At 73.8% G+C, this 20,502-nt stretch carries 20 protein-coding genes; 14 read left to right on the top strand and 6 right to left on the bottom strand.

Annotation, left to right across the window (positions count from 1 at the left end):
• Positions 1-64: 64 nt before the first annotated feature.
• The 5 genes from ABZ801_RS05010 to ABZ801_RS05030 are packed head-to-tail and all read right to left on the bottom strand — an operon-like array spanning position 65 to position 6,307.
• Complete coding sequence (locus tag ABZ801_RS05010; protein WP_360693008.1) at positions 65-1,168, bottom strand: ABC transporter permease; 1,104 nt, start codon at positions 1,166-1,168, stop codon at positions 65-67.
• Positions 1,165-2,154, bottom strand: a complete 990-nt coding sequence (locus tag ABZ801_RS05015) for an ABC transporter permease (protein ID WP_360693011.1) — start codon at positions 2,152-2,154, stop codon at positions 1,165-1,167. Before ABZ801_RS05015 ends, ABZ801_RS05010 begins: the two co-directional genes overlap by 4 nt.
• Entirely contained in the window at positions 2,151-3,758 is a 1,608-nt protein-coding gene (locus ABZ801_RS05020; RefSeq protein WP_360693014.1) for a sugar ABC transporter ATP-binding protein, read from the bottom strand. The genes ABZ801_RS05015 and ABZ801_RS05020 overlap by 4 nt, the downstream gene beginning before the upstream one ends.
• 12 nt (positions 3,759-3,770) lie before the next feature.
• Positions 3,771-4,796: an autoinducer 2 ABC transporter substrate-binding protein gene (locus ABZ801_RS05025; protein WP_344958635.1), complete on the bottom strand. Its 1,026-nt coding sequence runs from the start codon at positions 4,794-4,796 to the stop codon at positions 3,771-3,773.
• On the bottom strand, positions 4,796-6,307 hold the full coding sequence (locus ABZ801_RS05030; protein WP_360693017.1) for a rhamnulokinase family protein: 1,512 nt from the start codon (positions 6,305-6,307) through the stop codon (positions 4,796-4,798). The genes ABZ801_RS05025 and ABZ801_RS05030 overlap by 1 nt, the downstream gene beginning before the upstream one ends.
• Positions 6,308-6,754: 447 nt before the next feature.
• Here ABZ801_RS05030 and ABZ801_RS05035 point away from each other — a divergent pair, with 447 nt between their 5' ends.
• From ABZ801_RS05035 to ABZ801_RS05100, 14 genes are all read left to right on the top strand, one after another.
• Entirely contained in the window at positions 6,755-7,348 is a 594-nt protein-coding gene (locus ABZ801_RS05035) for a histidine phosphatase family protein (RefSeq protein WP_360693020.1), read from the top strand.
• Between the two features lie 750 nt (positions 7,349-8,098).
• Positions 8,099-8,359, top strand: a complete 261-nt coding sequence (locus ABZ801_RS05040) for an acyl carrier protein (protein WP_360693023.1) — start codon at positions 8,099-8,101, stop codon at positions 8,357-8,359.
• Complete coding sequence (locus ABZ801_RS05045; RefSeq protein ID WP_360693026.1) at positions 8,359-9,000, top strand: SGNH/GDSL hydrolase family protein; 642 nt, start codon at positions 8,359-8,361, stop codon at positions 8,998-9,000. Before ABZ801_RS05040 ends, ABZ801_RS05045 begins: the two co-directional genes overlap by 1 nt.
• Positions 8,997-9,794: an SGNH/GDSL hydrolase family protein gene (locus ABZ801_RS05050; RefSeq protein ID WP_360693029.1), complete on the top strand. Its 798-nt coding sequence runs from the start codon at positions 8,997-8,999 to the stop codon at positions 9,792-9,794. Before ABZ801_RS05045 ends, ABZ801_RS05050 begins: the two co-directional genes overlap by 4 nt.
• On the top strand, positions 9,791-10,204 hold the full coding sequence (locus ABZ801_RS05055; protein ID WP_360693032.1) for a nuclear transport factor 2 family protein: 414 nt from the start codon (positions 9,791-9,793) through the stop codon (positions 10,202-10,204). The genes ABZ801_RS05050 and ABZ801_RS05055 overlap by 4 nt, the downstream gene beginning before the upstream one ends.
• A gap of 48 nt (positions 10,205-10,252) precedes the next feature.
• Complete coding sequence (locus ABZ801_RS05060) at positions 10,253-12,034, top strand: acyl-CoA dehydrogenase family protein (protein WP_360693035.1); 1,782 nt, start codon at positions 10,253-10,255, stop codon at positions 12,032-12,034.
• The gene (locus tag ABZ801_RS05065) at positions 12,018-13,943 is read left to right on the top strand and encodes a fatty acyl-AMP ligase (protein WP_360693038.1); all 1,926 of its coding nucleotides are present in this window, start codon (positions 12,018-12,020) and stop codon (positions 13,941-13,943) included. Before ABZ801_RS05060 ends, ABZ801_RS05065 begins: the two co-directional genes overlap by 17 nt.
• An 86-nt stretch (positions 13,944-14,029) precedes the next feature.
• Positions 14,030-14,605, top strand: coding sequence for a PadR family transcriptional regulator (locus ABZ801_RS05070; protein ID WP_360693041.1), 576 nt, complete (start codon positions 14,030-14,032; stop codon positions 14,603-14,605).
• Positions 14,606-14,647: 42 nt separating this feature from the next.
• Complete coding sequence (locus ABZ801_RS05075) at positions 14,648-15,235, top strand: ATP-binding protein (RefSeq protein ID WP_360693044.1); 588 nt, start codon at positions 14,648-14,650, stop codon at positions 15,233-15,235.
• 171 nt (positions 15,236-15,406) lie between these two features.
• Positions 15,407-15,784 (top strand): hypothetical protein, encoded by a 378-nt coding sequence (locus ABZ801_RS05080; protein ID WP_360693047.1) that lies wholly within the window; start codon positions 15,407-15,409, stop codon positions 15,782-15,784.
• A gap of 4 nt (positions 15,785-15,788) precedes the next feature.
• Positions 15,789-18,374 carry a nitrate- and nitrite sensing domain-containing protein gene (locus tag ABZ801_RS05085; RefSeq protein ID WP_360693050.1) on the top strand — a complete coding sequence of 862 codons (2,586 nt, stop codon included), beginning with the start codon at positions 15,789-15,791 and terminating at the stop codon, positions 18,372-18,374.
• Positions 18,371-18,817, top strand: coding sequence for a roadblock/LC7 domain-containing protein (locus tag ABZ801_RS05090; protein WP_344957961.1), 447 nt, complete (start codon positions 18,371-18,373; stop codon positions 18,815-18,817). The genes ABZ801_RS05085 and ABZ801_RS05090 overlap by 4 nt, the downstream gene beginning before the upstream one ends.
• 6 nt (positions 18,818-18,823) lie before the next feature.
• Complete coding sequence (locus tag ABZ801_RS05095) at positions 18,824-19,228, top strand: DUF742 domain-containing protein (RefSeq protein WP_344957959.1); 405 nt, start codon at positions 18,824-18,826, stop codon at positions 19,226-19,228.
• Complete coding sequence (locus ABZ801_RS05100) at positions 19,209-19,940, top strand: ATP/GTP-binding protein (RefSeq protein WP_360693055.1); 732 nt, start codon at positions 19,209-19,211, stop codon at positions 19,938-19,940. Before ABZ801_RS05095 ends, ABZ801_RS05100 begins: the two co-directional genes overlap by 20 nt.
• On the opposite strand, the gene ABZ801_RS05105 is transcribed toward ABZ801_RS05100, so the two are convergent.
• Entirely contained in the window at positions 19,937-20,446 is a 510-nt protein-coding gene (locus ABZ801_RS05105) for a helix-turn-helix domain-containing protein (protein ID WP_360693058.1), read from the bottom strand. The genes ABZ801_RS05100 and ABZ801_RS05105 overlap by 4 nt on opposite strands.
• Between the last annotated feature and the right edge of the window lie 56 nt (positions 20,447-20,502).

A 20,502-nucleotide genomic window follows, 5' to 3' on the forward strand; every position in this document is an offset into this window, starting at 1 on the left:
GTGGCGACCTCCCCGCGCGCCCACCGCGCGCCCGCGGCGGGCCCGTCGTCGGCCTGTTCTCGATCTACCGGGGACGTCGTCGTCGCCGGCTCCGTCCGGCCACCGCGTTGAGCAGCGTGGAGGCGATCAGCAGCACGCCGAGGGCCAGCAGCTGGAAGCGCGAGCCCGCCGACCCCTCGAAGTACAGCAGGATCCCGGCGTTGAGCCACACCACCAGCAGCGCCGCGACGATCACGCCGCCGACCCGGCCGACGCCGCCGGTGATGGCGACCCCGCCCAGCACGGCGATGGTGATCGCGGGCAGCGCCATGCCGTTGCCGACGGTCCCGGCGTCGGGACGCGCCGAGGCGAACTGCCCCACCGTGACGACCGCCGCCACCCCCGACAGCAGCCCCGCCAGCGCGAACGCGCGGAACCGCACCCCGCCGACCGACAGCGCCGCGTACCGGGCCGCGGTCTCGTTGGTGCCGACCGCGTACAGCCGGCGCCCGAACGCGGTGCGGTTGACCAGCAGCCACACCAGCACGGCGCAGGGGATCAGGAAGGTGAAGAACTGCCTGGGCACCGGCGGCAGCCCGAGGGGCGGTTCGGTCATGCTGGTCAGGTCGTGCAGGTCCTGGACGGGCTTGGTGGAGATCGGCGCGTTGTCGTTGCTGACCAGCGCCAGCGAGCTGTAGGCGTACCCGGTGGCCAGCGTGGCGATCAGCGAGGGGAAGCCGAGCACGGCCACCAGGAACCCGTTGACCGCGCCGAGCGCCGTGCCGAACGCCAGCGCGGCGACCAGGGACGGCCACAGCGGCCAGCCCCATTCGCCCACCATGAACCCGAACGCCATGCCGGTCAGGCTCACCATCGCCCCGACCGACAGGTCGATGCCGCCCCGCCCGGAGAGGATCACCAGCATCTCGGCCAGCGCCAGGATGCACAGCGGCACGAACGACTCCAGCGCCGCCGCCATGTACGTGGCGTCGTACGGGCCGAGCAGGTAGCCGCCCCGGTCGAGGATCATCATCCAGGCGACCAGCACGACCAGCAGCAGGATCAGCAGCGCCACCCGGTCGTGCAGCAGCAGGCGGCCCAGCCGGGCCAGGGGCGAGGGCGGCCGCGCCCCCGACGCGTCGTCACGCGTGGTGGTGTCCGCGGGCTTACTCGTCGACTGCGGCGTCACAGGGACCGCCTCCGGCGCTCGCGCAGCAGGTCGGACCCGACCGCCACGAGGATGAACACTCCGATGAACAGCGAGGTCAGCTCGTTCGGCCAGCCCAGCAGGGTGACCGCGCTGGTGACGGTGCCGACCAGCAGCGCGCCCAGCACGGTGCCGAGCACGGTGCCGCGGCCGCCCTGGATGCTGGTGCCGCCGATCACCACGGCGGCGATGACCTGCAGTTCCATGCCGGTCCCGGCGCTCTGCGCGACCAGCCCGCCGCCGCCGATCACGCAGCAGGCGGCCAGCCCGGCCAGCAGCCCGGTCGCGGCGTACACGGTGAGCAGGCGCCGGGTGACGCGCACCCCGGCCAGCCGCGCCGCCTCGGCGTCGCCGCCGATCGCGTACAGGTGCCGCCCGGTCGGGACGTGCCGCATGTACGCCCACATCAGCGCGGCCAGCACGACCGCCAGCAGCCACGAGTGCGGCAGCCCGAACGTGCGGCCCTCGGCGCCGCCGCCCAGGAGGCCGAGCGTGCCGGGCACCCCGGCGACCTCCCGCCCGTCGAAGATCTGCAGCGCGACGAACCGGTACAGGTTGAGCGTGCCGAACGTAATGATGATCGGATGCACCCGGCCGTAGGCGACCAGCGCCCCGTTGAGCAGGCCGAGCACGCCGCCGACCAGCAGCGCCAGCCCGACCGCGGGCCCGAACGCCAGGCCGCCGTCACGCAGCTGCTGCGCCACGATCACCATCACCACGGCCATGGCGCTGCCGACCGACACGTCGATGCCCGCGGTGACGATGACCGCCGTCATCCCGACCCCGATGATCGTCACCGGCGCCACCGTGGCCAGGATGTTCTGCAGGTTGGACGCGGTGAAGAAGGTGTCGACCGACAGGCCCAGCGCCGTCCACAGCAGCGCGATCACACCGATCAGCACGACTTCCTGGCCCTCGATCGCGCCCGCCGCGGGACGCCGCGCCCAAGGCCGTGCGAGCGCCGTCATCGTTCCTCTCCGCTCTCGTCGGCCCGGCCGTCGTCCGCGCCCCGGCCCGTGTCCTGGCCTGCATCCTGGTCAGTGCCGTCGCCCGCGGCGTCGCCCGAGTCGCCCGCGGCGGCGGCCAGGACGTCCGCCTGCGCGGCGCCGTGCGGGAACTCGCCGACGATCCGCCCGCCCCGCACCACCAGGACGCGGTCGGCCAGGCGGATCGTCTCGGGCAGGTCGCTGGACACCACCAGCACGGCGCTGCCCTCGTCGGCCAGGCCGAGCACCAGGTCGTGGATCTCGTCCTTGGCGCCGACGTCCACGCCCTGGGTGGGCTCCTCCAGCACCAGCACGGGCGGCCGTTCCACGAGCTGGCGGGCGAGCACGACCTTCTGCTGGTTGCCGCCGGACAGCGTGCCGACCGGCGTCGCCGGGCCGGGCGCCTTGATCCGGATGCGGTCGATGAACTGGGAGGCGACGGCGCGTTCGCGGGCCCGGTCCACCCACACGCGGGCGCGGCTCAACACCGGCAGGTGCCCGACGGAGATGTTGAAGCCGATGCTCTTGGACGCGAACACGCCCTGGGCCTTGCGGTCGCCGGGCAGCATCGCCAGCCCGGCGGCGACCGCGTCCGCCGGCGTGCGGGGACGGACCTCACGGCCCGCCACGCGCAGCGTGCCGGCGTCCGGCGGGTCGATCCCGTACAGGGCCCGCGCGATCGCCCCGGTGCCGGACCCGACCAGCCCGAACAACGCGACGACCTCGCCGGCGCGCACCTGGAACGACACGTCGCGGAAGGCGTCGCGCCGCGACAGGCCGGCCGTCTCCAGCACCGCGGGACCGTCCGGCACGGCCCGCCGCTGCGCCGCGCCGACCGGCGTGTGCCCGACCATCAGCCGCGCGATCTCACGGATCGTCAGCTCGGCGGTCGGCCGCGTGGTGACCCGGGAGCCGTCCCGCATGACGGTGACGCGGTCGGAGATGACGGTCAGCTCGTCCAGCCGGTGGCTGATGTAGATGACGCCGACGCCGTGCGACCGCACCGACCGCAGCACGCCGAACAGCACCTCGATCTCGCGGTCGGTGAGGATGGCCGACGGCTCGTCCAGGATCAGCACCTTCGCCTCGTGCGCGAACGCCTTGGCGATCGACACCAGCTGCCGCTGCGCCACCGGCAGGTCGGCGACGCGCACGTCGGCCAGGCCGGGATCGAGGCCGAGGCGGCGCAGCAGCTCGACGGCGCGGCGGCGCTGCGCGGCCCGGTCGACCATGCCGCGGCGGCGCAGCTCCCGGCCGATGAAGATGTTCTCGGCGACCGGCAGCTCGCCGAACAGCTGCGGCTCCTGGTAGACGGTGGCGATCCCCGCCTCGAACGCCGCCGCCGTGCTGCCGCCGGGCAGCGTCCGCCCGGCCATCTCCACGGTGCCCGCGTCGGCCGCCTCCGCCCCCGAAATGATCTTGATGAGGGTGGACTTGCCCGCGCCGTTCTCGCCGACCAGCGCGTGCACCTCCCCCGCGCGCACCTCGAAGTCGACGCCGCGCAGCGCCTGCACGCCGCCGTAGCGGCGCCGGACGCCGGTCAGCCGCAGCAGCGGCTCCCCGGCGCCGTTGGTCTCCTCTTCCACCGGCCGGGCCTCTTAGTAGTTGTAGTTGCCGACGTTGTCCTTGGTGAGCCGCAGCGGGTCGCCGAGGAGCAGCATCTTCTGGTCGGGGAAGTACTTCACCGCGGGCAGCTTGTCGCTGACCTTGTTGGTGGCCTGCAGCGGGGTGCCCTTCTTCAGCTGGGTGCCGGCCCACACCGTCAGGTAGCCGAGCTGCTCGACGTCCCACAGGATCGAGGTGCTGGACGAGCCGTCCATCAGGTACGGCTTCATCGACGCCGGGGTGCCGACCCCGACGGTGAACACCTTGCCGATCTTGCCGGTCTCGCGGACGGCCTTGGCGACGCCCGGCGCCGAGGTGGTGCACTCGCCCACCAGCCCCGTCAGGTCGGGGTGGGCGTTCATCAGGTCCTTGGCCATCGAGGTGGCCTTGGCCTCGTCCTCGCCCGCGTAGACGACGTCGACGATCTTGGCGTCCGGGTACTTCTCGGCGGTGTGCTTGCGCTGCACCGCGATCCAGGAGTTGAGGTTCCCGGCGGTCTGCCCGCACGAGACGATGGCGTACTTGCCCTTGCCGCCCATCTTCTCCAGCAGCGCGTCGGTGACGGTCTGCCCGATGCCCTCGGCGGTGGCCTGGTTGACGAACAGCTCACGCACCGAGTTGGGCGCGTCGGTGTCGGACGTCATCACCTTGATGCCGCGGGACTGGGCGTCCTTGAGGATCGGCGCCATCGAGTCGGGGTCGTTGGGCGCGACCACCAGCACGTCCACCCGCTGCTGGATCAGCGACTTGACCACCTCGGTCTGCGCGCCCGGATCGGCCGTGGTGGGGCCCTTGTAGATCCACTCCACGCCCAGGTCGGCGGCCGCACGGCGCCCGCCGGTGTTCATCGCCTCGAAGTAGGGGATGCCCTGCAGCTTCGGCACGAACGCGACCTTGATCTTGCCGTCGCCCGAGCCGCCGGAGCCGGAGGCGTTCTCCTTCTTGCTGCACCCGGCGAGCCCCAGGCTCGCGGTGAGGGCGAACGCGACACCGACGGTGACCGTCCTGGTCAGCCTCATCATGATCTCCTTTCGTCGGCCAACGCCGCCTCTTGGTCTGCCGCCGCGAACGCGCGCAGACGGCCGTACAGGTCCGACCAGCGGTCCGCGCCGGACGGCTCGACCGTGCCGGTGCGCGTCCCGGCCCGTACCGCCGCGCGCGCCTCGTCCAGGCCGGACAGCTCGCCCAGCGCCATGAGCTGGGCGAGCACGTTGCCCAGCGCGGTGGCCTCGACCGGCCCGGTGACGACCGGCACCCCGGTCACCTCGGCGGTGAGCCGGTTGAGCAGCGCGTTGCGCGAGCCGCCGCCGACGATGTGCACGGCGGGCAGGGGGCGCCCGGTGACCTCGGCGATGTCGTCGAACGCGGCGCGGTAGCCCAGCGCCAGGCTGTCGAGCACGCACCGCACGACCTCGTCCGGCCCGGCCGGGACCGGCTGCCCGGTGCGGCGGCAGTAGTCGCGGATGCGCGCGGGCATGTCCCCCGGCTGCACGAACCCGGGGTGGTCGGGATTGACCACGCTGACGGCGGCCGGGGCCGCCTCGGCGAGGCGCACCAGGTCGTCGTAGCTGTACCGGTGGCCCTCGCGCGCCCACTGGCGGCGGCACTCCTGCAGCAGCCACAGGCCCATGCAGTTGCGCAGCAGCCGGATGGTGCCGCGCACACCGCCCTCGTTGGTGAGGTTGGCCTTGCGTGCCGCCTCGGTGACGACCGCCTCCCCGGTCTCCACGCCCACCAGCGACCAGGTGCCGGACGAGACGTATCCGGCGTCGGAGTGGACGAACGGCACGCTGACCACGGCGCTGGCGGTGTCGTGCGCGCCGGGGACGATCACCGTGGCGTCGGCGTAGGCGGGGTGGTCGAGCGCGGCGGGCAGCACCGGGCCGAGGGCGGTGCCCGCGTCCACCACCTCGGGCAGCATGTGCGTGGGCACGCCCAGGTCGTCCAGCAGCCCCGTCGCCCAGGCGCGGCGGGTCATGTCGTAGGCGCCCGTGGTGCTGACCGCGGTGTACTCGGCGACGGTCGCGCCCGACAGCCGGTGGTGGAACAGGTCGGCCATCATCAGCAGCGTCGTCGCGTCCTCCAGCACGCCGGCGTCGGCGTCGGCCATCAGCTGGTAGACGGCGTTGATCTCCATCAGCTGGGTGCCGGTGTCGGCGTACAGCCGTTCGGCGCCGACGCGGCGCACCGCGTCGGCGAGCACGCCCCGGGTGCGCGGGTCGCGGTAGCTGACCGGGTCGGCCAGCGGCTCCCCGTCGGCGTCGAGCAGGCCGTAGTCCAGGCCCCAGGTGTCGACGCCGACCGAGTCGACCCGGCCGGCGAGGGCGCCCGCCTTGGCCAGGCCCATGCGCACCTGCGACCACAGGTGCTCCAGGTCCCAGCGCAGCAGGCCGTCGGCGTGACGCGGACCGTTGGGAAAGCGGTGCACCTCGGTCAGCTCGACGCGGGACCCGTCGAACCGGCCGAGGACCACGCGGCCGCTCTCGGCGCCAAGATCGGCGGCGACGACGGCGCGGGAACGCCCGCTCATGTGCCCTCCAGCAGATAACACCCACGGTGATGGAGTTCACAGAGCCTGTAACACAGGGATCGGCACCGTCAAGAGCTCGTTACGGATTTGTGAAACGAGCCGGGGTGCTCCGGCAACGTCCCTGCAGAACGCCGTCCGGGCGCCCCTCATGAGGGCGCGCCAAGGAGGCCGGGGAGGCACCGCCCGGCCCGATCCGCTTGATTTGTTAACGCTTCCTGGCTATAACTTCACAGAACGAGCCGCGATCTGATGGGGGTGCCGTGCCCGATCATCCCGGCGACGCACACCCGCCGCGACCCGCTCGCCGGACCATGGCCACATGAGGCCGCAACGCGGCGTCACCGCTGCGTGGAACGTTACAACAAGCCGTACCCTCGGTTTGCCGGCGCATTGCAACCAGGTGGCGGTTCCGCCGGGGCCGCCGCGCGACAACGACGGGATGACCACGTGACAAGGCTGTTCGTAGCCCGGCACGGCGAGACGGTGTGGCACGCCGAGAACCGGTACGCGGGCGTCAGCGACATCGCGCTCAACGACACCGGCCGCCGCCAGGCCGAGGCGCTCGGCCGCTGGGCCGCCGGCGCCGGGATCGACGCGCTGTGGGCCTCCCCGCTCGGCCGTGCCCGCGCCACCGCCGCCCCGGCCGCCGCCGCGCTCGGCCTGCCGCTCAAGGTGGACGCCGACCTGACCGAGGTCGACTTCGGCTCCGCCGAGGGCCGCACGCTCTCCGAACTGCCCGCCGACCAGGTCGCCGCCTTCCGCGCCGACCCGGTCAACGCCCCGTTCCCCGGCGCCGAGGACCCGCGCAAGGCCGCCGCGCGCGGCGCCGCCGCCCTGCGCCACGTCGCCGCCGCGCACCCCGGCGAACGCGTCCTGGTCGTCGCGCACAACACCCTGCTGCGGCTCACCCTGTGCGAGCTGCTCGGCATCCCGCTGTCGCGCTACCGCCGCGTGTTCCCCAGAGTCCTCAACTGCGCGCTCACCGAGCTGGAGGTGAACGGGACGGAGACCGGCCTGATCGCCTACAACGTCCCGGCCTGACGCGCCCGCGCCACTGAACCCCCTGCTCCGCCGCGCTCCCGTCCGGGCGATCGCCGCGTCCCCAGGCCGCCACCGCCTCGCGCGCGCGGCCCAGCCACCGCAGCGGGTCGCCCCGGACGGCGCGTAACACGTAGCACCCCTCCTGCTCCAGGCACTGCACCGCACCGGGCCTACTCATCGGCGACTGATGAGTGTCCGACGCGCCTCCGCCGCACTGGCGGCGGGCCCGATGGCGGCCTGCTACTGGACGGTCCCGTCGCACTCCCGCCGGCACGTTGCCATGGCGCTCTCACCTGCCTGTGACCTGCAGGTTCACGGGCTTGAGTCCGCCGGGACGGGTCGGCCGGGACCGTATCACCCGAGGGTGACAGCTCGATGGCGGCGAGGTGGGGCGGGCGGGGCCCAAAATTCCGGGAGGGAGCGCTGTGACGGCGCGGGGGCCGCGTTGCCGCTGGGCGGTCTGGTCTGGTGGTGAACGCCCAGGTCACGGGAGTGGGCGCGGCGCGGGCAGGGCGGGCGGATCGGTGTGGCGGCCCCCGGCCTGGATTCGGGTTGGGCCCGTATCCGGCCACCACCGGCAAGGTGTCCTTAATGAACCCTTTCACTCGGGGGATTACCTAATTTACAGGACAGAAAAAGAGCGCTCCCGAATAGTTCACGCGCGGGTCGTGACAGCCGGTGGGGCCGCGGGTATCTTCAAGGTGCTCTGCCGCCGGGCATATCAGAAGGCCCCTTACCGAGGCGAGGAAAGTGTTGAACAGATCGGAAATTATTTCTCACGACGAGCTGCAATCGTGGCTTATTGACCGGATCGCGTTCTACCTCGACCGGCCCGCCGAGGACATCGACGCGTCGGTGGAACTGGCCCGGTACGGCATGGACTCGGTCTACGCCATCAGCGTCGTCAGTGACATCGAGGACCACCTCCAGGTGGAGGTCGACGTGGCCGAGGCGCGCCGCCGCGGCACCGTCGCCTCCCTGACCGACTACCTGCTCGGCCTCGTCGCGTGATGGCCGCCCTCCCCCGGCGGCTGGTGGTGTTCGGCGACAGCGTGGCGGAGGGGCGGGACGACCCGGACCCCGCCGGCGGCTGGATCGGCTGGGCGGGACGGCTCGCCGACCTGCTGGAACTGCCCCGCGACCGCGTCGCCAACTTCGGGCGGCCGGCGGCGACCATCGCGGACGTGACCGGCGAGCAGCTCGCCGCGGCCGGGGACGCACGACCGGGCCTGGTGGTGCTCAACTGCGGGATGAACGACGCCCTCGCGGGGTTCGACCGGGAACGGGTCGCGCACCGCGTCGCGGAGGTCTTCGGCTGGGCGAGCCGTGCCGGGGCGGTGGCGATCGCGGCGCCGGTGCCGTGTCCACCGTTCCTGGAACGGGTTCCCATGTCGGCTTTCCGCAGGAAGCGGACCCTGCAAAGAATTGACGAGTTCAACGCCGAGCTCCGCCAGGCCGCCGAGAAACACGATATGACCTTCCTGGCACCGGGCGCGGTCCGCGAGGTGGCCGATCCGGCACTGTGGAGCGCGGACGGAATCCATCTCAATCCGGCGGGACACGCCTATGTCGCGGAAGTGATCGCCCCCATCGCCAGAGACCTGCTCGGGGAGCGGCCGGTCGGCGCCCCCGCGGACCGAGGATGGACATGAAGAAAGCAATTTCCTTTCCCCGTTCGAGTTTCCGGGTCAATTTTCCGACGACGCGGATGCTGGTGCTGCCGCTCGCGCCGGTCCTGCTCGTGCAGGCGCGGCGGACGGCGCGCCGCACGCCGCGGCTCGATCCCGCGTCCGGTGCCGACCACGGCGTGGCCGGGGCGGGCGCGCCGGACCTGCGCCTCGTGGTGATCGGCGACTCCACCGCCGTGGGGGTGGGCGCGGCCGCGCACGCCGAGGCGCTGCCGGGGTTCCTGGCCGCCGCGCTGCGGGAACGGCTCGGCCGGAGCGTGGCCTGGTCGGTCACCGGGCGCAGCGGCGCGACGGCCCGCAGGGTCGTCACCGACCTGGTGCCCGCGCTGAACGGCGCGGCCCCGGACCTGGTCGTGGTCACCGTCGGGATCAACGACCTCATCCGGCGGCGTCCGCTCGGGACCTGGGCCGCCGACCTGACCGCGCTCGTCACCGCCGTGCGCGGCGCGTACCGCGACGCGACGGTGCTGGTCGCCGGGATGCCGCCGGTGCACCGGTTCCCGGCGCTCCCGCAGCCGCTGCGGCTGGTCATCGGCGCCCGGGCACGGGCGATGGACCGCGTCATGCGCGAGGTGGCGCACGCCCACGGGGCGCTGCACGCGCCCATGGACGAGGCCATGGCGCGCGACCGGCGGCTGTTCGCCGCCGACGGGTTCCATCCCTCCCCCGCCGGTTACCGGGCCTGGGCCGACGACCTGGCGCGGGCGGTCGCGGCGCACGTCCCGGAGGGCGCGCCGGCGGGAGGGCCGGGATCGTGACCGGAACGTTCCGGGCCGCGGTGGAGGCCGCCGATCTCGCCGCGATCGCCCGGACCCTGGACCCGGGCATCGAGTTCCACAGCCCGGTGGTGGTGCGGCCCTACCGGGGCCGGGACGCGGTCGTCCGGCTGCTCGGCGTCCTCGTGGAGGTCTTCGAGGACTTCCACTACACCGACGAGCTGGTCAGCGCCGTCCCGTCCGCGCCGGGCGGGAGCCCTCCGGGCCGCGCGCTGATCTTCCGCGCCCGTGCCGCGGGCAAGGCCGTGCAGGGCGTGGACCTGCTCGAGTTCGGGACGGACGGCCTGGTCACCGGGCTGACCGTGATGGTGCGGCCGCTGCCCGCGGCGATGACGCTCGCCCGGCTGGTCGGCCGGCGGCTGGAGGAGCCGGCGGCGCCCGCCGCGCCCTGACCGGGCGGCGACGCCGGACGCTACGGACCCAACGAAGGGGTCGCGAACATGGACAGTCACACCCGCACGCGAACCGTCCAGGCGCGGTTGTCCCCGGCGCACCGCATCGCCGCCGACCTGGACGCCTACCTGGGAGACCCGATGGACGACGGCGCCGGGCCGTTCTCCTACCGGGCGATCGTCGAGGCCGAGGAACGCGACGAGCTGCCGCCGGGGGCGGTGGAGGCGGTCCGGGCCTGGGGCTTCCCCGGCTACCTGGTGCCCCGCCACCTCGGCGGGCGGCTGACCACGCTGGAGGAGCTGTTCCTGGTCACCCGCGCCGTGTCGCGCCGCAGCGTCACGGTCGCGGTGATGTACGGCTCGGGCCTGCTGGCGGTCAACCCGGTATGGCTCTGGGGCGATCCCAGGCAGCAGAAGACGGTCGCCGAGGGGGTCCTGCGCGGCGACCTGGCCTGCTTCGGCGTCTCGGAGGCCGACCACGGCAGCGACGTGACGGCGTGCGAGGCGCGCGCCGAGGCGGCCGGGGACGGCCTGGTGCTCACCGGCGTCAAGTGGCCGGTCGGCAACGCCACCCGCGGACGGTTCGTCACCGCCTACGCCAGGACGGGCCCGCGGGACTTCTCCCTGCTCCTGGTCGACAAGGACGAGCTCGATCCGGCGAGCTGGTCGGCGCTTCCGCCGGTCCGGACGGTGGGACTGCGCGGCCACGACCTGAGCGGCGTGGAGTTCACCGGCGCGCGGCTGCCCGCCGGGTGCGTCATCGGACGGCCGGGCTCGGGGCTGGTCCAGACGCTCAAGACGCTGCAGATCACCCGGACCGCCATCGCCGCGCTGTCGCTCGGCACGATGGACGCGGTGGTGCGCATCGGCATGGAGTACGCGGGGCGCCGCACGCTCTACGGGGCGGAGATCTACCGGATTCCGGTCATCCGCGACCAGCTCCTCAAGGCGCACCTCGACCTGCTGGTCGCCGAGTGCGTCGCGCTTCCGGTGGCGCGTGCGCTGACGGTGGCGCCCGGACGGCTGAGCCTGTGGTCGTCCATCGTGAAGTACTTCGTGCCCGTACTGGGCGAGGAGGTCGTCGCGGGCGTCGGCACGGTGCTGGCGGCGCGCGGCTACCTGCGGGAGGGCGTGGCGCACGGCGCGTTCCAGAAGCTGCAGCGCGACCACGCCATCGCGAGCGTCTTCGAGGGGACGACGCACGTCAACCTCGCCAACGTCGCCGCCCAGCTGCCCTACCTCGCCGGGGCCACCGGCGACGGCCAGGGGGACGACGACCTGCTCGCCGACCTGTTCACCTGGACGCAGGCGCCGCCGCCCTGGCGTCCCGACGGCCGGTCGCTGCGGCTCACCAACGAGGGGCGGGACGAGATCGGGGCGCGGTTCGAGGAGACCGCCGGGGCCGTCGTGGCGGAGGCGGGGGTCCACGCGGCCCCGGGCGTGGCGGCCAGGCTCGCCGACCTGGTGTCCGTCGTCGACGACCTGCGTGCCGGGCTGCGCAAGGGCGTCCTGGCCGACCCGGACGACACGTCCTCGGTGGCGGCGCTGGGCCGGGCCCGCCGCTACTGCGAGATCCACGCGATGGTGTCGTGCATGCTCACCTGGCTGCACAACCACCGCGCGTTCGGCGGGGCGTTCGCCGACGGGCAGTGGCTCGTGCTGTGCCTGGAGCGGCTCGTGCAGGGCGTCCGTCCCGACACCGCGCTGTCCGAGCAGTTCGCGCCGCCGGTGGAGGACGCGATGTTCCGGTGCCGCGACGGGCGCCGCTGGTTCTCGCTGACGGCCCTGGCCGACGACGGAGGGGTGAGGTCGGATGCGTCCGCGCGGTGACTTCGTGTCGGTCGTCCGGGACGCCGTCGAGGAGCACGGGGACCGGCACGGCTTCACCTTCGTCAGCGAGGAACCGGGGCCGGGACGCCGGTACCGGGAGACCGGCCTCGGCTTCGCCGAACTCGACCGGCGGGCGCGCGTGCTGGCCTGCCTGCTGGAGGAGCGGGGCCTGCGGGACACGGCCGTCCTGCTGCTCTACCCGGAGGGGCTGGAGTTCCTGGCGGCGTTCCTCGGCTGCCTGTACGCCCGGGTCGTCGCCGTCCCGGCGCCACTGCCCGCGCTCGACGCCGGCCGCGCGGACCGCACCCTGCGGATCATCGACGACGCCGACGTCACCTGGATCCTCACCGACGCGGCGCACCGGGAGCCGCTCGAGGGGTGGCTGGCCGGCGCGGGGCTGACCGGGCGGGTCCGGTGCCTGGACACCGAGACGATCTCGGCCGATCCCGGTGCCGATCCGGGCGGCCGGCCGACGCCGCGCCTGGAATCGGGAACCCCGGCGTTCCTGCAGTACACCTCCGGCTCGACCAGCGCCCCCAAGGGCGTGCTCGTCACCCACGGCAACCTGCTCTGCAACGGCGAGGAGATCAGACGCCGCATCGACGGGTCGGCCGGCACCGTGGGGGTCGGCTGGGTGCCGCACTACCACGACATGGGCCTGGTGGGGCAGTTCCTGGAGCCGCTGTACCTCGGCTGCCGCTACGTGTTCACCTCCCCCATCACCTTCATCAAACGGCCCGTGCTGTGGCTGGAGCTGATCACCCGGCACCGCGCGACGATCACGGTGGCGCCGAACTTCGGCTACGAGCTGTGCCTGCGCCGGGTGACCGACGCGCAGCTCGACGGCCTCGACCTGGGGTCGCTGCGGACCGTCAAGAACGGGGCCGAGCCGGTGCGGGCCGCGACGCTGGAACGGATGGTGGAACGTTTCGGGGCGGTCGGGTTCCGGCGGGAGATGTGGATGCCCTGCTACGGGATGGCGGAGACGACGCTGCTCATCGCGGCCGCGCCGGCCGGCGCCGGCCCGGTGGTCCGCTCCTTCGACGCCGAGGCGCTCGGCCGCGGCGAGGCGGTCCCCGCCGCGTCCGCTCCGTCCGCTCCGTTCGAGCCGGTGGCCGCGCGCGGCGATGCGCCGACGGCACGGCCCGGGGCGTCGCGGGCCGGGGGCGCCGGAGTGCGGCGGCTGGTGAGCAGCGGGCGCCCGGTCACGCTGGACGTGCGGGTCGTCGACCCGCGGACCCGCGTCCCGCTCCCGGACGGGCGCGTCGGCGAGATCTGGGTCCGCGGCGGCAGCGTCGCCCACGGCTACTGGCGCGACCCCGAGGCGACGCGCGCGACGTTCGGCGCCCTCACCGCCGACGGCACCGGCCCCTACCTGCGCACCGGCGACCTGGGGTTCCGCGCGGACGGCGAGCTGTACGTCACCGGGCGGATCAAGGACCTCATCATCGTCAACGGCCGCAACCTGTACGCGCACGACATCGAGGAGGTGGCGCAGGCGGCGCACCCGGCCGCCCGCACGACCGCCGCGTTCCGCCTCGACGCGGACGAGAACGAGCCGGGAGGCGGCGAGCGGGTCGTGGTCGTGCAGGAGATCAGCACCGGCGCGGCGGGCGGGACGCCGCTGGGCGAACTGGCCGCGCTCACCAGGGAGCGCGTGGCCCGCGCGTTCGGGCTGCCCGCGGTGAGCGTCGTGCTGGCCAGGCGGGGCGCGGTGCGGCGGACGACCAGCGGCAAGACCCAGCGGCGGGCGACCCGGCGGGACTTCCTGGACGGGCGGATCGCCGTGCTCGCCGCCGACCTCGAACCCGGCCTGAAACTCGGTCTGGAACCCCGCGCCGTACCCCGCGCCGAATCCGGCGGGGCGGCGTCGCCCGCGGGCGACGGCTCCGGCGCTCTACTCATCTAAAAATTTCCTAGTCAAAACAGTGACTGTTCCGACAATTGGGTGCTAACGTCTGACACCACCCTGAGTCAAGCAGGGAGACATGGGCCATGGCGCTACGTCACGCGGTGCTCGCGGCGCTGCTCGACGGCGAGTACAGCGGCTACCAGCTCGCCAAGATCTTCGATGTGTCGGTCTCGAACTTCTGGCACGCCGTGCCGCAGCAGCTCTACGCCGAGCTGGCCAAGCTGGAGACCGAGGGGCTGATCAGCGGACGGCGCGTCATCCAGCACGACCGTCCCAACAAGCGGGTCTACACCGTCACGCCGGCCGGGCTGCGCGAGTTGGAACGGTTCGCCGCCACCGCGGCCAAGCCGGGGATCATCCGCGAGAACCTGCTGGTCATGGTGCAGGCCGTGGACCACATCTCCGCCGCACCCGTGATCGCCCAGCTGGAGGAACGCGCCGAGGTCTCGGCCGCGAAGATCGAGATCTTCCAGCGCACCCTCCAGCGCCTGCGCGGCGACATGGACGAGGAGACCTACCTGCGGCAGGGCTCCCCGATCGGCCCGTATCTCACCTGCCTGCGAGGCCTGCGGTTCGAGCAGGAGAACCACGAGTGGTTCCGGAGCACCGCCCGGCTCCTGCGCGAACGCACCGCGGCCCGTACCGAGGAGGGCGGATGACCGTGCCGTCCCCTCCGCGCCCCGCCCTGGGAGGCGTCCACCATGTCAGGCGACCACCGCACCATCGAACGACGAAGTAGCGACCCCCCGCGACCGGGCGTGGAGGCGCCGCCCCCGGCGACCGTCACGCTGCCGGTTCCCCCCGCGTCCCCGTCTCCGTCCCCCTTCCCCAGTGCCGCCCGCGTCCTGCTGGGCGAGCTGGGCCTGCGCGCGACGAGCGCGTCCGTTCCCCGGGCCCGCGGCTTCAGCCGGGCCCTTCTGATCGAGGCCGCCGGCCCCGCCCCCCACGTCCGCCAGGACGCCGAGGTGCTGGTGTCGGAGCTGGTCACCAACGCCGTGCGCCACGCCGCCGCGACCCGCGACGGCGACGGCGACGGCGGCGACAGTGACGACCACGACGGCGGCGCGCTGCGCCTGCGGCTGCTGCGGGTCGGCGCCCGGCTGCGGATCGAGGTCCACGACCCGAGCCCCTCCGTCCCGCGGGCCCGCCACGCCGACCTGCTGGAGGAGACGGGCCGCGGCTGGTTCCTGGTGGCGGCCATCGCGGACCGGCACGGCACCGAGCAGACCTCCTCCGGCAAGTCGGTCTGGTGCGAGATCCGCGCCTGGCCGGACACCGGATTCGCCTGACCCGGCGCCGAACCGGCCCGGCGCCGGGCACCCGCGCACCCTCGCCCGCCCTCGGGCTCACCACACGAACCGCCATTCCCGGAACGGAAACGCCATGCGGGTTTACATGCCTATTTACGGTTCGTCAGATACGGGGCGCAGACGGCTGAATCGGCAGCGATGGGGATGTCAATGTCCGTGGACTGGTACCGGGCGGACGGGAGACCCGCCACGGCGGACGAGGCGCAACGGCTTCTGCTCGACACGAACGCGCGCCTGCTCGCACAGGACGTCGTTCGCGTCGGGCCGGTCGTCGTTGTCGTCTCCACATGGTTCACCGTGACCGATCTGGGATTGGCGGCGAACGGAAGGCCACTGCTATGGCAGACACTTGTATCCGACCTGTCGATGCACGCCGACATCGGCCGGTACACCACTCGGGAGCGGGCCGAGCGCGGCCATCGGGAGGCGGTGGCGTTGATCACCGAACGGCTGCGCTCCCTGGTCGCGCGGGCCGCCACGGACGGAGCCCCGGACGGGGCCACGGACGACGCCGCGGACGGGGGGTGAGGTGATGGCCACCGACGGTCCGGTGTCCTTCCCGTCCGGGGCCGCCGCGCCGGACGACGCCGCGGACAGCGACCCGGAAAGGGGCGGGGCCGCCCGCGAGGACGCTCGGAAATCCGCCCGCAAGGGCCGCCGGAAGCGTCCGATACGCCTGCGGATCACGGCGCTGCTCGTGGTTCCGCTGGCGTCGCTGATCGCGTTGTGGGTCTTCGCCGCGAATCTCACGCTGGGCCCCGCGTTCGACAAATACGATTTCTCGACGACGTACGAGAAGATCGTCCAGCCGGGCCTTTATCTGGTGAACCAGCTCCAGCAGGAGCGTTCGCTGAGCGTCGTCGCGATGAGCGGCCGCGACGCGCAGTCCCGCCAGCGGCTCGGCGCGCAGCGGGCCCGGGTGAACGCCGTCCAGCAGGTCTTCCGCAGCAGCGCCCTGTCCCAGGACGCGACCGACGCCGCCAAGCCCGAGACCGAGCAGCGCCTGGCGGAGGCGCTGCGGTGGCTGGACCGGCTGCCGCAGTACCGGAGCCGTGTCGACGCCGGCGACGCGGGCGTGCTGGAGGTCATCGACGACTACAGCGCCGTCCTGGACAAGGTCATCCAGGTGTTCAGCGACCTGGTGCTGGTGAACGACCTGGCCATCTTCGAGCAGGGCCGGGCACTGATCGGCATGGGCAACGCGCGCGCCTACATGCTGCGCGAGGACGCGCTGATCGCGGCGGCGCAGCTGCGCGACGGGCGGCTGACCGCGGCCGAGCACCTGGCGTTCGTGCAGTGGGCGGCGGCGGGGCGGCGTGAGTTCGAGGCCGGGCTGGCGGACCTGGACGGCGCCACCCGCGCGCCGCTGCAACAACTGGCCGACTCCCCCGAGTACCGGCGGTACCGGGCCGCCGAGACGGCCGTCGTCAACTCCTCGGGCGGGCGGCTGCCGGCGGAGGCCGCGTCCTGGCGGGCGACCACGACGCAGCTGTCGCGGGTCTGGGAGCAGCGGCTCACCCAGTCCAGCGCGGCCCTGAACGACCTGGCCGAGCCGATCGGCGACCGGATCGTGCGGCGGCTGGTGCTGGCGGGCGGGTTCGGCCTGCTCGCGGTGGTCGCCTCCGTCGTGCTGTCGCTGCTGGCGGCGCGGGGGCTGTCGCGGGAGCTGCGCGGCCTGCAGCGGGCCGCGCTCGACCTGGCGACCGACCGCCTGCCGCGCGTGGTGGCGCGGCTGCGCCGCGGCGAGGAGGTGGACGTCGAGGCCGAGGCGCCGCCGCTGGTGATCGGCAGGACCAGGGAGGTGTCGCGGGTCGGCGAGGCGTTCACCGAGGTGCAGTACACCGCGATCGACACCGCCGTGCGGGAGGCGTACCTGCGGCAGGGCATCAGCCGGGTGTTCCTCAACGTCGCCTGGCGCAGCCAGTCGCTGCTGCACCGCCAGCTGCACATGCTGGACGAGATGGAGCGCCGCACGTCCGACCCGGAGGTGCTGGCGGACCTGTTCCGCCTGGACCACCTGACCACCCGCATGCGCCGCCACGCCGAGGGCCTGGTCATCCTGTCCGGCGCGACCCCGGCGCGCGGCTGGAGCAGGCCCGTGCACGTCGAGGACGTGCTGCGCGCCGCCGTCGCCGAGGTGGAGGACTACACCCGCGTCGAGGTGGTCGTGGTGTCGGCCGGCGCCGCGCTGATCGGGGAGGTGGTCGCCGACGTCGTCCACCTGCTGGCCGAGCTGATCGAGAACGCCACGGTGTTCTCGCCCGCGCCGACCGAGGTGCTGGTGCGCGGCGAGATGGGCGCCAACGGGTTCGCGGTCGACGTCATCGACCGCGGCATCGGGCTGGACCAGTCCGAGCTGGACGCGCTCAACCTGCGGCTGGCGCGGCCCCCCGAGTTCGACCTGGCCGTCACCGACCGGCTCGGCCTGTTCGTCGTCGGGCGGCTGGCCGGGCGGCACGGCATCCGGGTCGCGCTGCAGCCGTCGCTGTACGGCGGTGTCAGCGCGGTCGTGCTGATCCCGCGCACGCTGATCGTGAACGTGGAGCAGTCCGAGGACGAGGCGGTCCCGACGGCGGGCCCGCGACCGGCGCCCCAGCGGCCCGCGGCGCCCCAGCAACCGCCGCGCCCGCCCCGCGACGGCGGCGGCGCGGACGTCCCGCCGGGTGCCTGGTCGCCGCCGACGCCCCCGTCCACGGCGATGCTGAACGCGCCGCCCGCCGTCGACACCTGGGGGTCGGGGACGGGGCCGCCGTCCGACGCCCCGCCGTCGTTCGAGGGTGCCGTCACCTTCGACGCCACGAATCCGGGCCACGCGGCCGCTCCGCCGCCGCCCTACCAGGAGGGCACGGGCGCGTCGAACGGCGCGGGCGGTTCCGGCGGACGCGCACCGCTGCCGCGCCGCGTGCGGCAGGCGAACCTGGCGCCGCAGCTGCGCGAGGACGACGACGGCCCGCTCGCGGCGCCCACGCCGCAGGGCGAGGACCCGCTGGCGGCGTGGGAGCGGCGGTCGGCCGAGGCGTCGCGGGAGCTGTTCGCGTCCCTGCAGGCGGGCTGGCTGCGCGGCCGGGACGAGGACGAGGGGCCGGACCACCGGCAGGAAAGGGGAACGTCACCATGACGCAGCAGGAAGTGGCGGCCCAGCTGGGCTTTCTTCTGGACGATCTGGTGGACCGGGTGCCGCCGGTCCGCAAGGTCGTCGTCCTGTCCCGCGACGGGCTGGTGATGGGGGCGTCCCGGGACGTGGGCCGCGAGGACGCCGAGTACCTGGCCGCGCTGGCGTCCGGGTTCCACAGCCTGGCGGTCGGGGCCGGGCCGCATCTGGACGCGGGCGAGATCCGGCAGACGATCGTCGAGATGGACAAGGGGCTGTTCTTCGTCGTCCCGGCCGGGGCGAACAGCTGCCTGGCCCTGCTCAGCGACGCGGGCGCCAACGCGGGCCTGGTCGCCTACGAGATGACGATGCTGGTCAAGCGGGTCGGCCGGCAGCTGTCCACCGGGCTGCGCCAGAACGGACGAGGACAGGACGGACGGGGAACGGGCCCGGGGCCGGGATCCGGGTGAGCGGGCGTGGACCGCAGCGCCCCCGGCGGCCTCCCCGGTCCGGGCGGGGAGCGGTGGCTCGACGAGGCCGCCGGGCCGATCGTCCGCCCCTACGCGGTGACCCGCGGCCGGACCCGCCCGCACGGCGAGCCGCTGGACCTGGTCACCATCCTGGTCGCGACGGGCGCGGCGCCCGCCGAGCCGGAGCGCCTGTCGCGCGAGCGGCGCCGCCTGCTGGCGCTGTGCCGCCGCCCGTACACGGTCGCCGACCTGGCCTCCGACCTGGACCTGCCGCTCGGCGTGGTCCGGGTGCTGGCCGACGACCTGATCCAGGCGGGTCTGCTGGGCGTCCAGCGCTGGTCCGCCCCGGCCGCCCCCCACACCGATCCGAACCTGCTCAGGAGGGTCCTCGATGGAATCCGCGCGCTCTGAGCCGCCGGGCGGCCCGGCCGCCGGACCGCCCCCGCCCGCCGGGCCGCCGCCGGGCGCCGGGCCGCCGCCGGGCGCCGGGCCGCCGGAGGAGCGGCCGGGCGGCGACGGCCCGCGCGTCGCGCTGAAGATCCTGGTGGCCGGCGGGTTCGGGGTGGGCAAGACGACCCTCGTCGGCGCGGTCAGCGAGATCCGCCCGCTGCGCACCGAGGAGGCGCTCACCGACGTCGGCATCGGCGTCGACGACCTGGACGGCGTGGCGGCCAAGGCCACGACGACCGTGGCGATGGACTTCGGCCGCATCACGCTGCGCGACGGCGTGGCGATCTACCTGTTCGGCACGCCCGGCCAGGAGCGGTTCTGGTTCATGTGGAAGGAGCTGTCGCGCGGGGCGCTCGGCGCGGTGGTGCTGGCCGACACCCGGCGGCTGGCGGCCAGCTTCGCCTCGATCGACTACTTCGAGCGCCGCGGCACGCCGTTCGTGGTGGCGGTCAACTGCTTCGACGGCGCCGACCGGTACGAGCCGCCGGAGATCCGCGCCGCCCTGGACATCGACCCGCACGTGCCGGTGATCCTGTGCGACGCGCGGCGGCGCGGGTCGGCCAAGGAGGTGCTGGTGGGGCTGGTCGAGCACGCGCTGCGGCTGGCCGGGACGCCCCCGCCGCCCCGCCAGTGGCGGACGGGGTCGGACCCCGCCCGCATCTCGCCGTCCTAGAGGCCGCCTGGGGACGCGTCGTCCTCCGGGGCCTGCCAGGGCGGGCGCATGACGATCTCGTTGACCGGGACGTCGTGCCCGGACGCGCAGCGCACCTGCGCCGTGACGGCCTGGCCGCACCCGGAGTGCGTGAGGGCGACCTGCGGCCCCTCCTCGTGCGGCAGGTACCGCTCGCCCCACTCCATCAGGCTCACCAGGGTGGGCGCGAGGTCCAGGCCCATCTGGGTGAGGTGGTACTCGTAGCGGGTGCGCTGCCCGGGCTCCCGGTACGGCTTCCTGCTGAGCAGCCCGGCTTTGACCAGGTGCTGGAGCCGGGCGGTGACGGCCGACTCGGTCATGCCGAGGTTGCGCACGAAGTCGCCGAACCGGCTGGTGCCGAAGTACGCCTCGCTGAGCACCAGCACGGCCGACGGCGGGCCCAGCGCGGACAGCGTCCGCGCGACCGGGCAGTTCTGCATCGACCAGGTGGAGCGGTCGGCGAAGGTCCCCGCGAGCGTGATCGTCACCTTGGCGAGTATATGCCGACCGAGCAGGCTGGCTAGCGTTGACCGAAGTCAGCTCT

The sequence above is a fragment of the Actinomadura sp. NPDC047616 genome (assembly GCF_040642915.1).
In the GTDB taxonomy this organism is placed as follows: domain Bacteria; phylum Actinomycetota; class Actinomycetes; order Streptosporangiales; family Streptosporangiaceae; genus Spirillospora; species Spirillospora miaoliensis.

Coding starts and splice junctions, on each gene's coding strand:
- ABZ801_RS05045 (WP_360693026.1), top strand. CDS start 8,359: ATGGCCGCCCTCCCCCGGCGGCTGGTGGTGTTCGGCGACAGCGTGGCG.
- ABZ801_RS05015 (WP_360693011.1), bottom strand. CDS start 2,154: ATGACGGCGCTCGCACGGCCTTGGGCGCGGCGTCCCGCGGCGGGCGCG.
- ABZ801_RS05025 (WP_344958635.1), bottom strand. CDS start 4,796: ATGAGGCTGACCAGGACGGTCACCGTCGGTGTCGCGTTCGCCCTCACC.
- ABZ801_RS05080 (WP_360693047.1), top strand. CDS start 15,407: ATGTCCGTGGACTGGTACCGGGCGGACGGGAGACCCGCCACGGCGGAC.
- ABZ801_RS05090 (WP_344957961.1), top strand. CDS start 18,371: ATGACGCAGCAGGAAGTGGCGGCCCAGCTGGGCTTTCTTCTGGACGAT.
- ABZ801_RS05065 (WP_360693038.1), top strand. CDS start 12,018: ATGCGTCCGCGCGGTGACTTCGTGTCGGTCGTCCGGGACGCCGTCGAG.
- ABZ801_RS05075 (WP_360693044.1), top strand. CDS start 14,648: ATGTCAGGCGACCACCGCACCATCGAACGACGAAGTAGCGACCCCCCG.
- ABZ801_RS05100 (WP_360693055.1), top strand. CDS start 19,209: ATGGAATCCGCGCGCTCTGAGCCGCCGGGCGGCCCGGCCGCCGGACCG.
- ABZ801_RS05030 (WP_360693017.1), bottom strand. CDS start 6,307: ATGAGCGGGCGTTCCCGCGCCGTCGTCGCCGCCGATCTTGGCGCCGAG.
- ABZ801_RS05085 (WP_360693050.1), top strand. CDS start 15,789: ATGGCCACCGACGGTCCGGTGTCCTTCCCGTCCGGGGCCGCCGCGCCG.
- ABZ801_RS05060 (WP_360693035.1), top strand. CDS start 10,253: ATGGACAGTCACACCCGCACGCGAACCGTCCAGGCGCGGTTGTCCCCG.
- ABZ801_RS05050 (WP_360693029.1), top strand. CDS start 8,997: ATGAAGAAAGCAATTTCCTTTCCCCGTTCGAGTTTCCGGGTCAATTTT.
- ABZ801_RS05070 (WP_360693041.1), top strand. CDS start 14,030: ATGGCGCTACGTCACGCGGTGCTCGCGGCGCTGCTCGACGGCGAGTAC.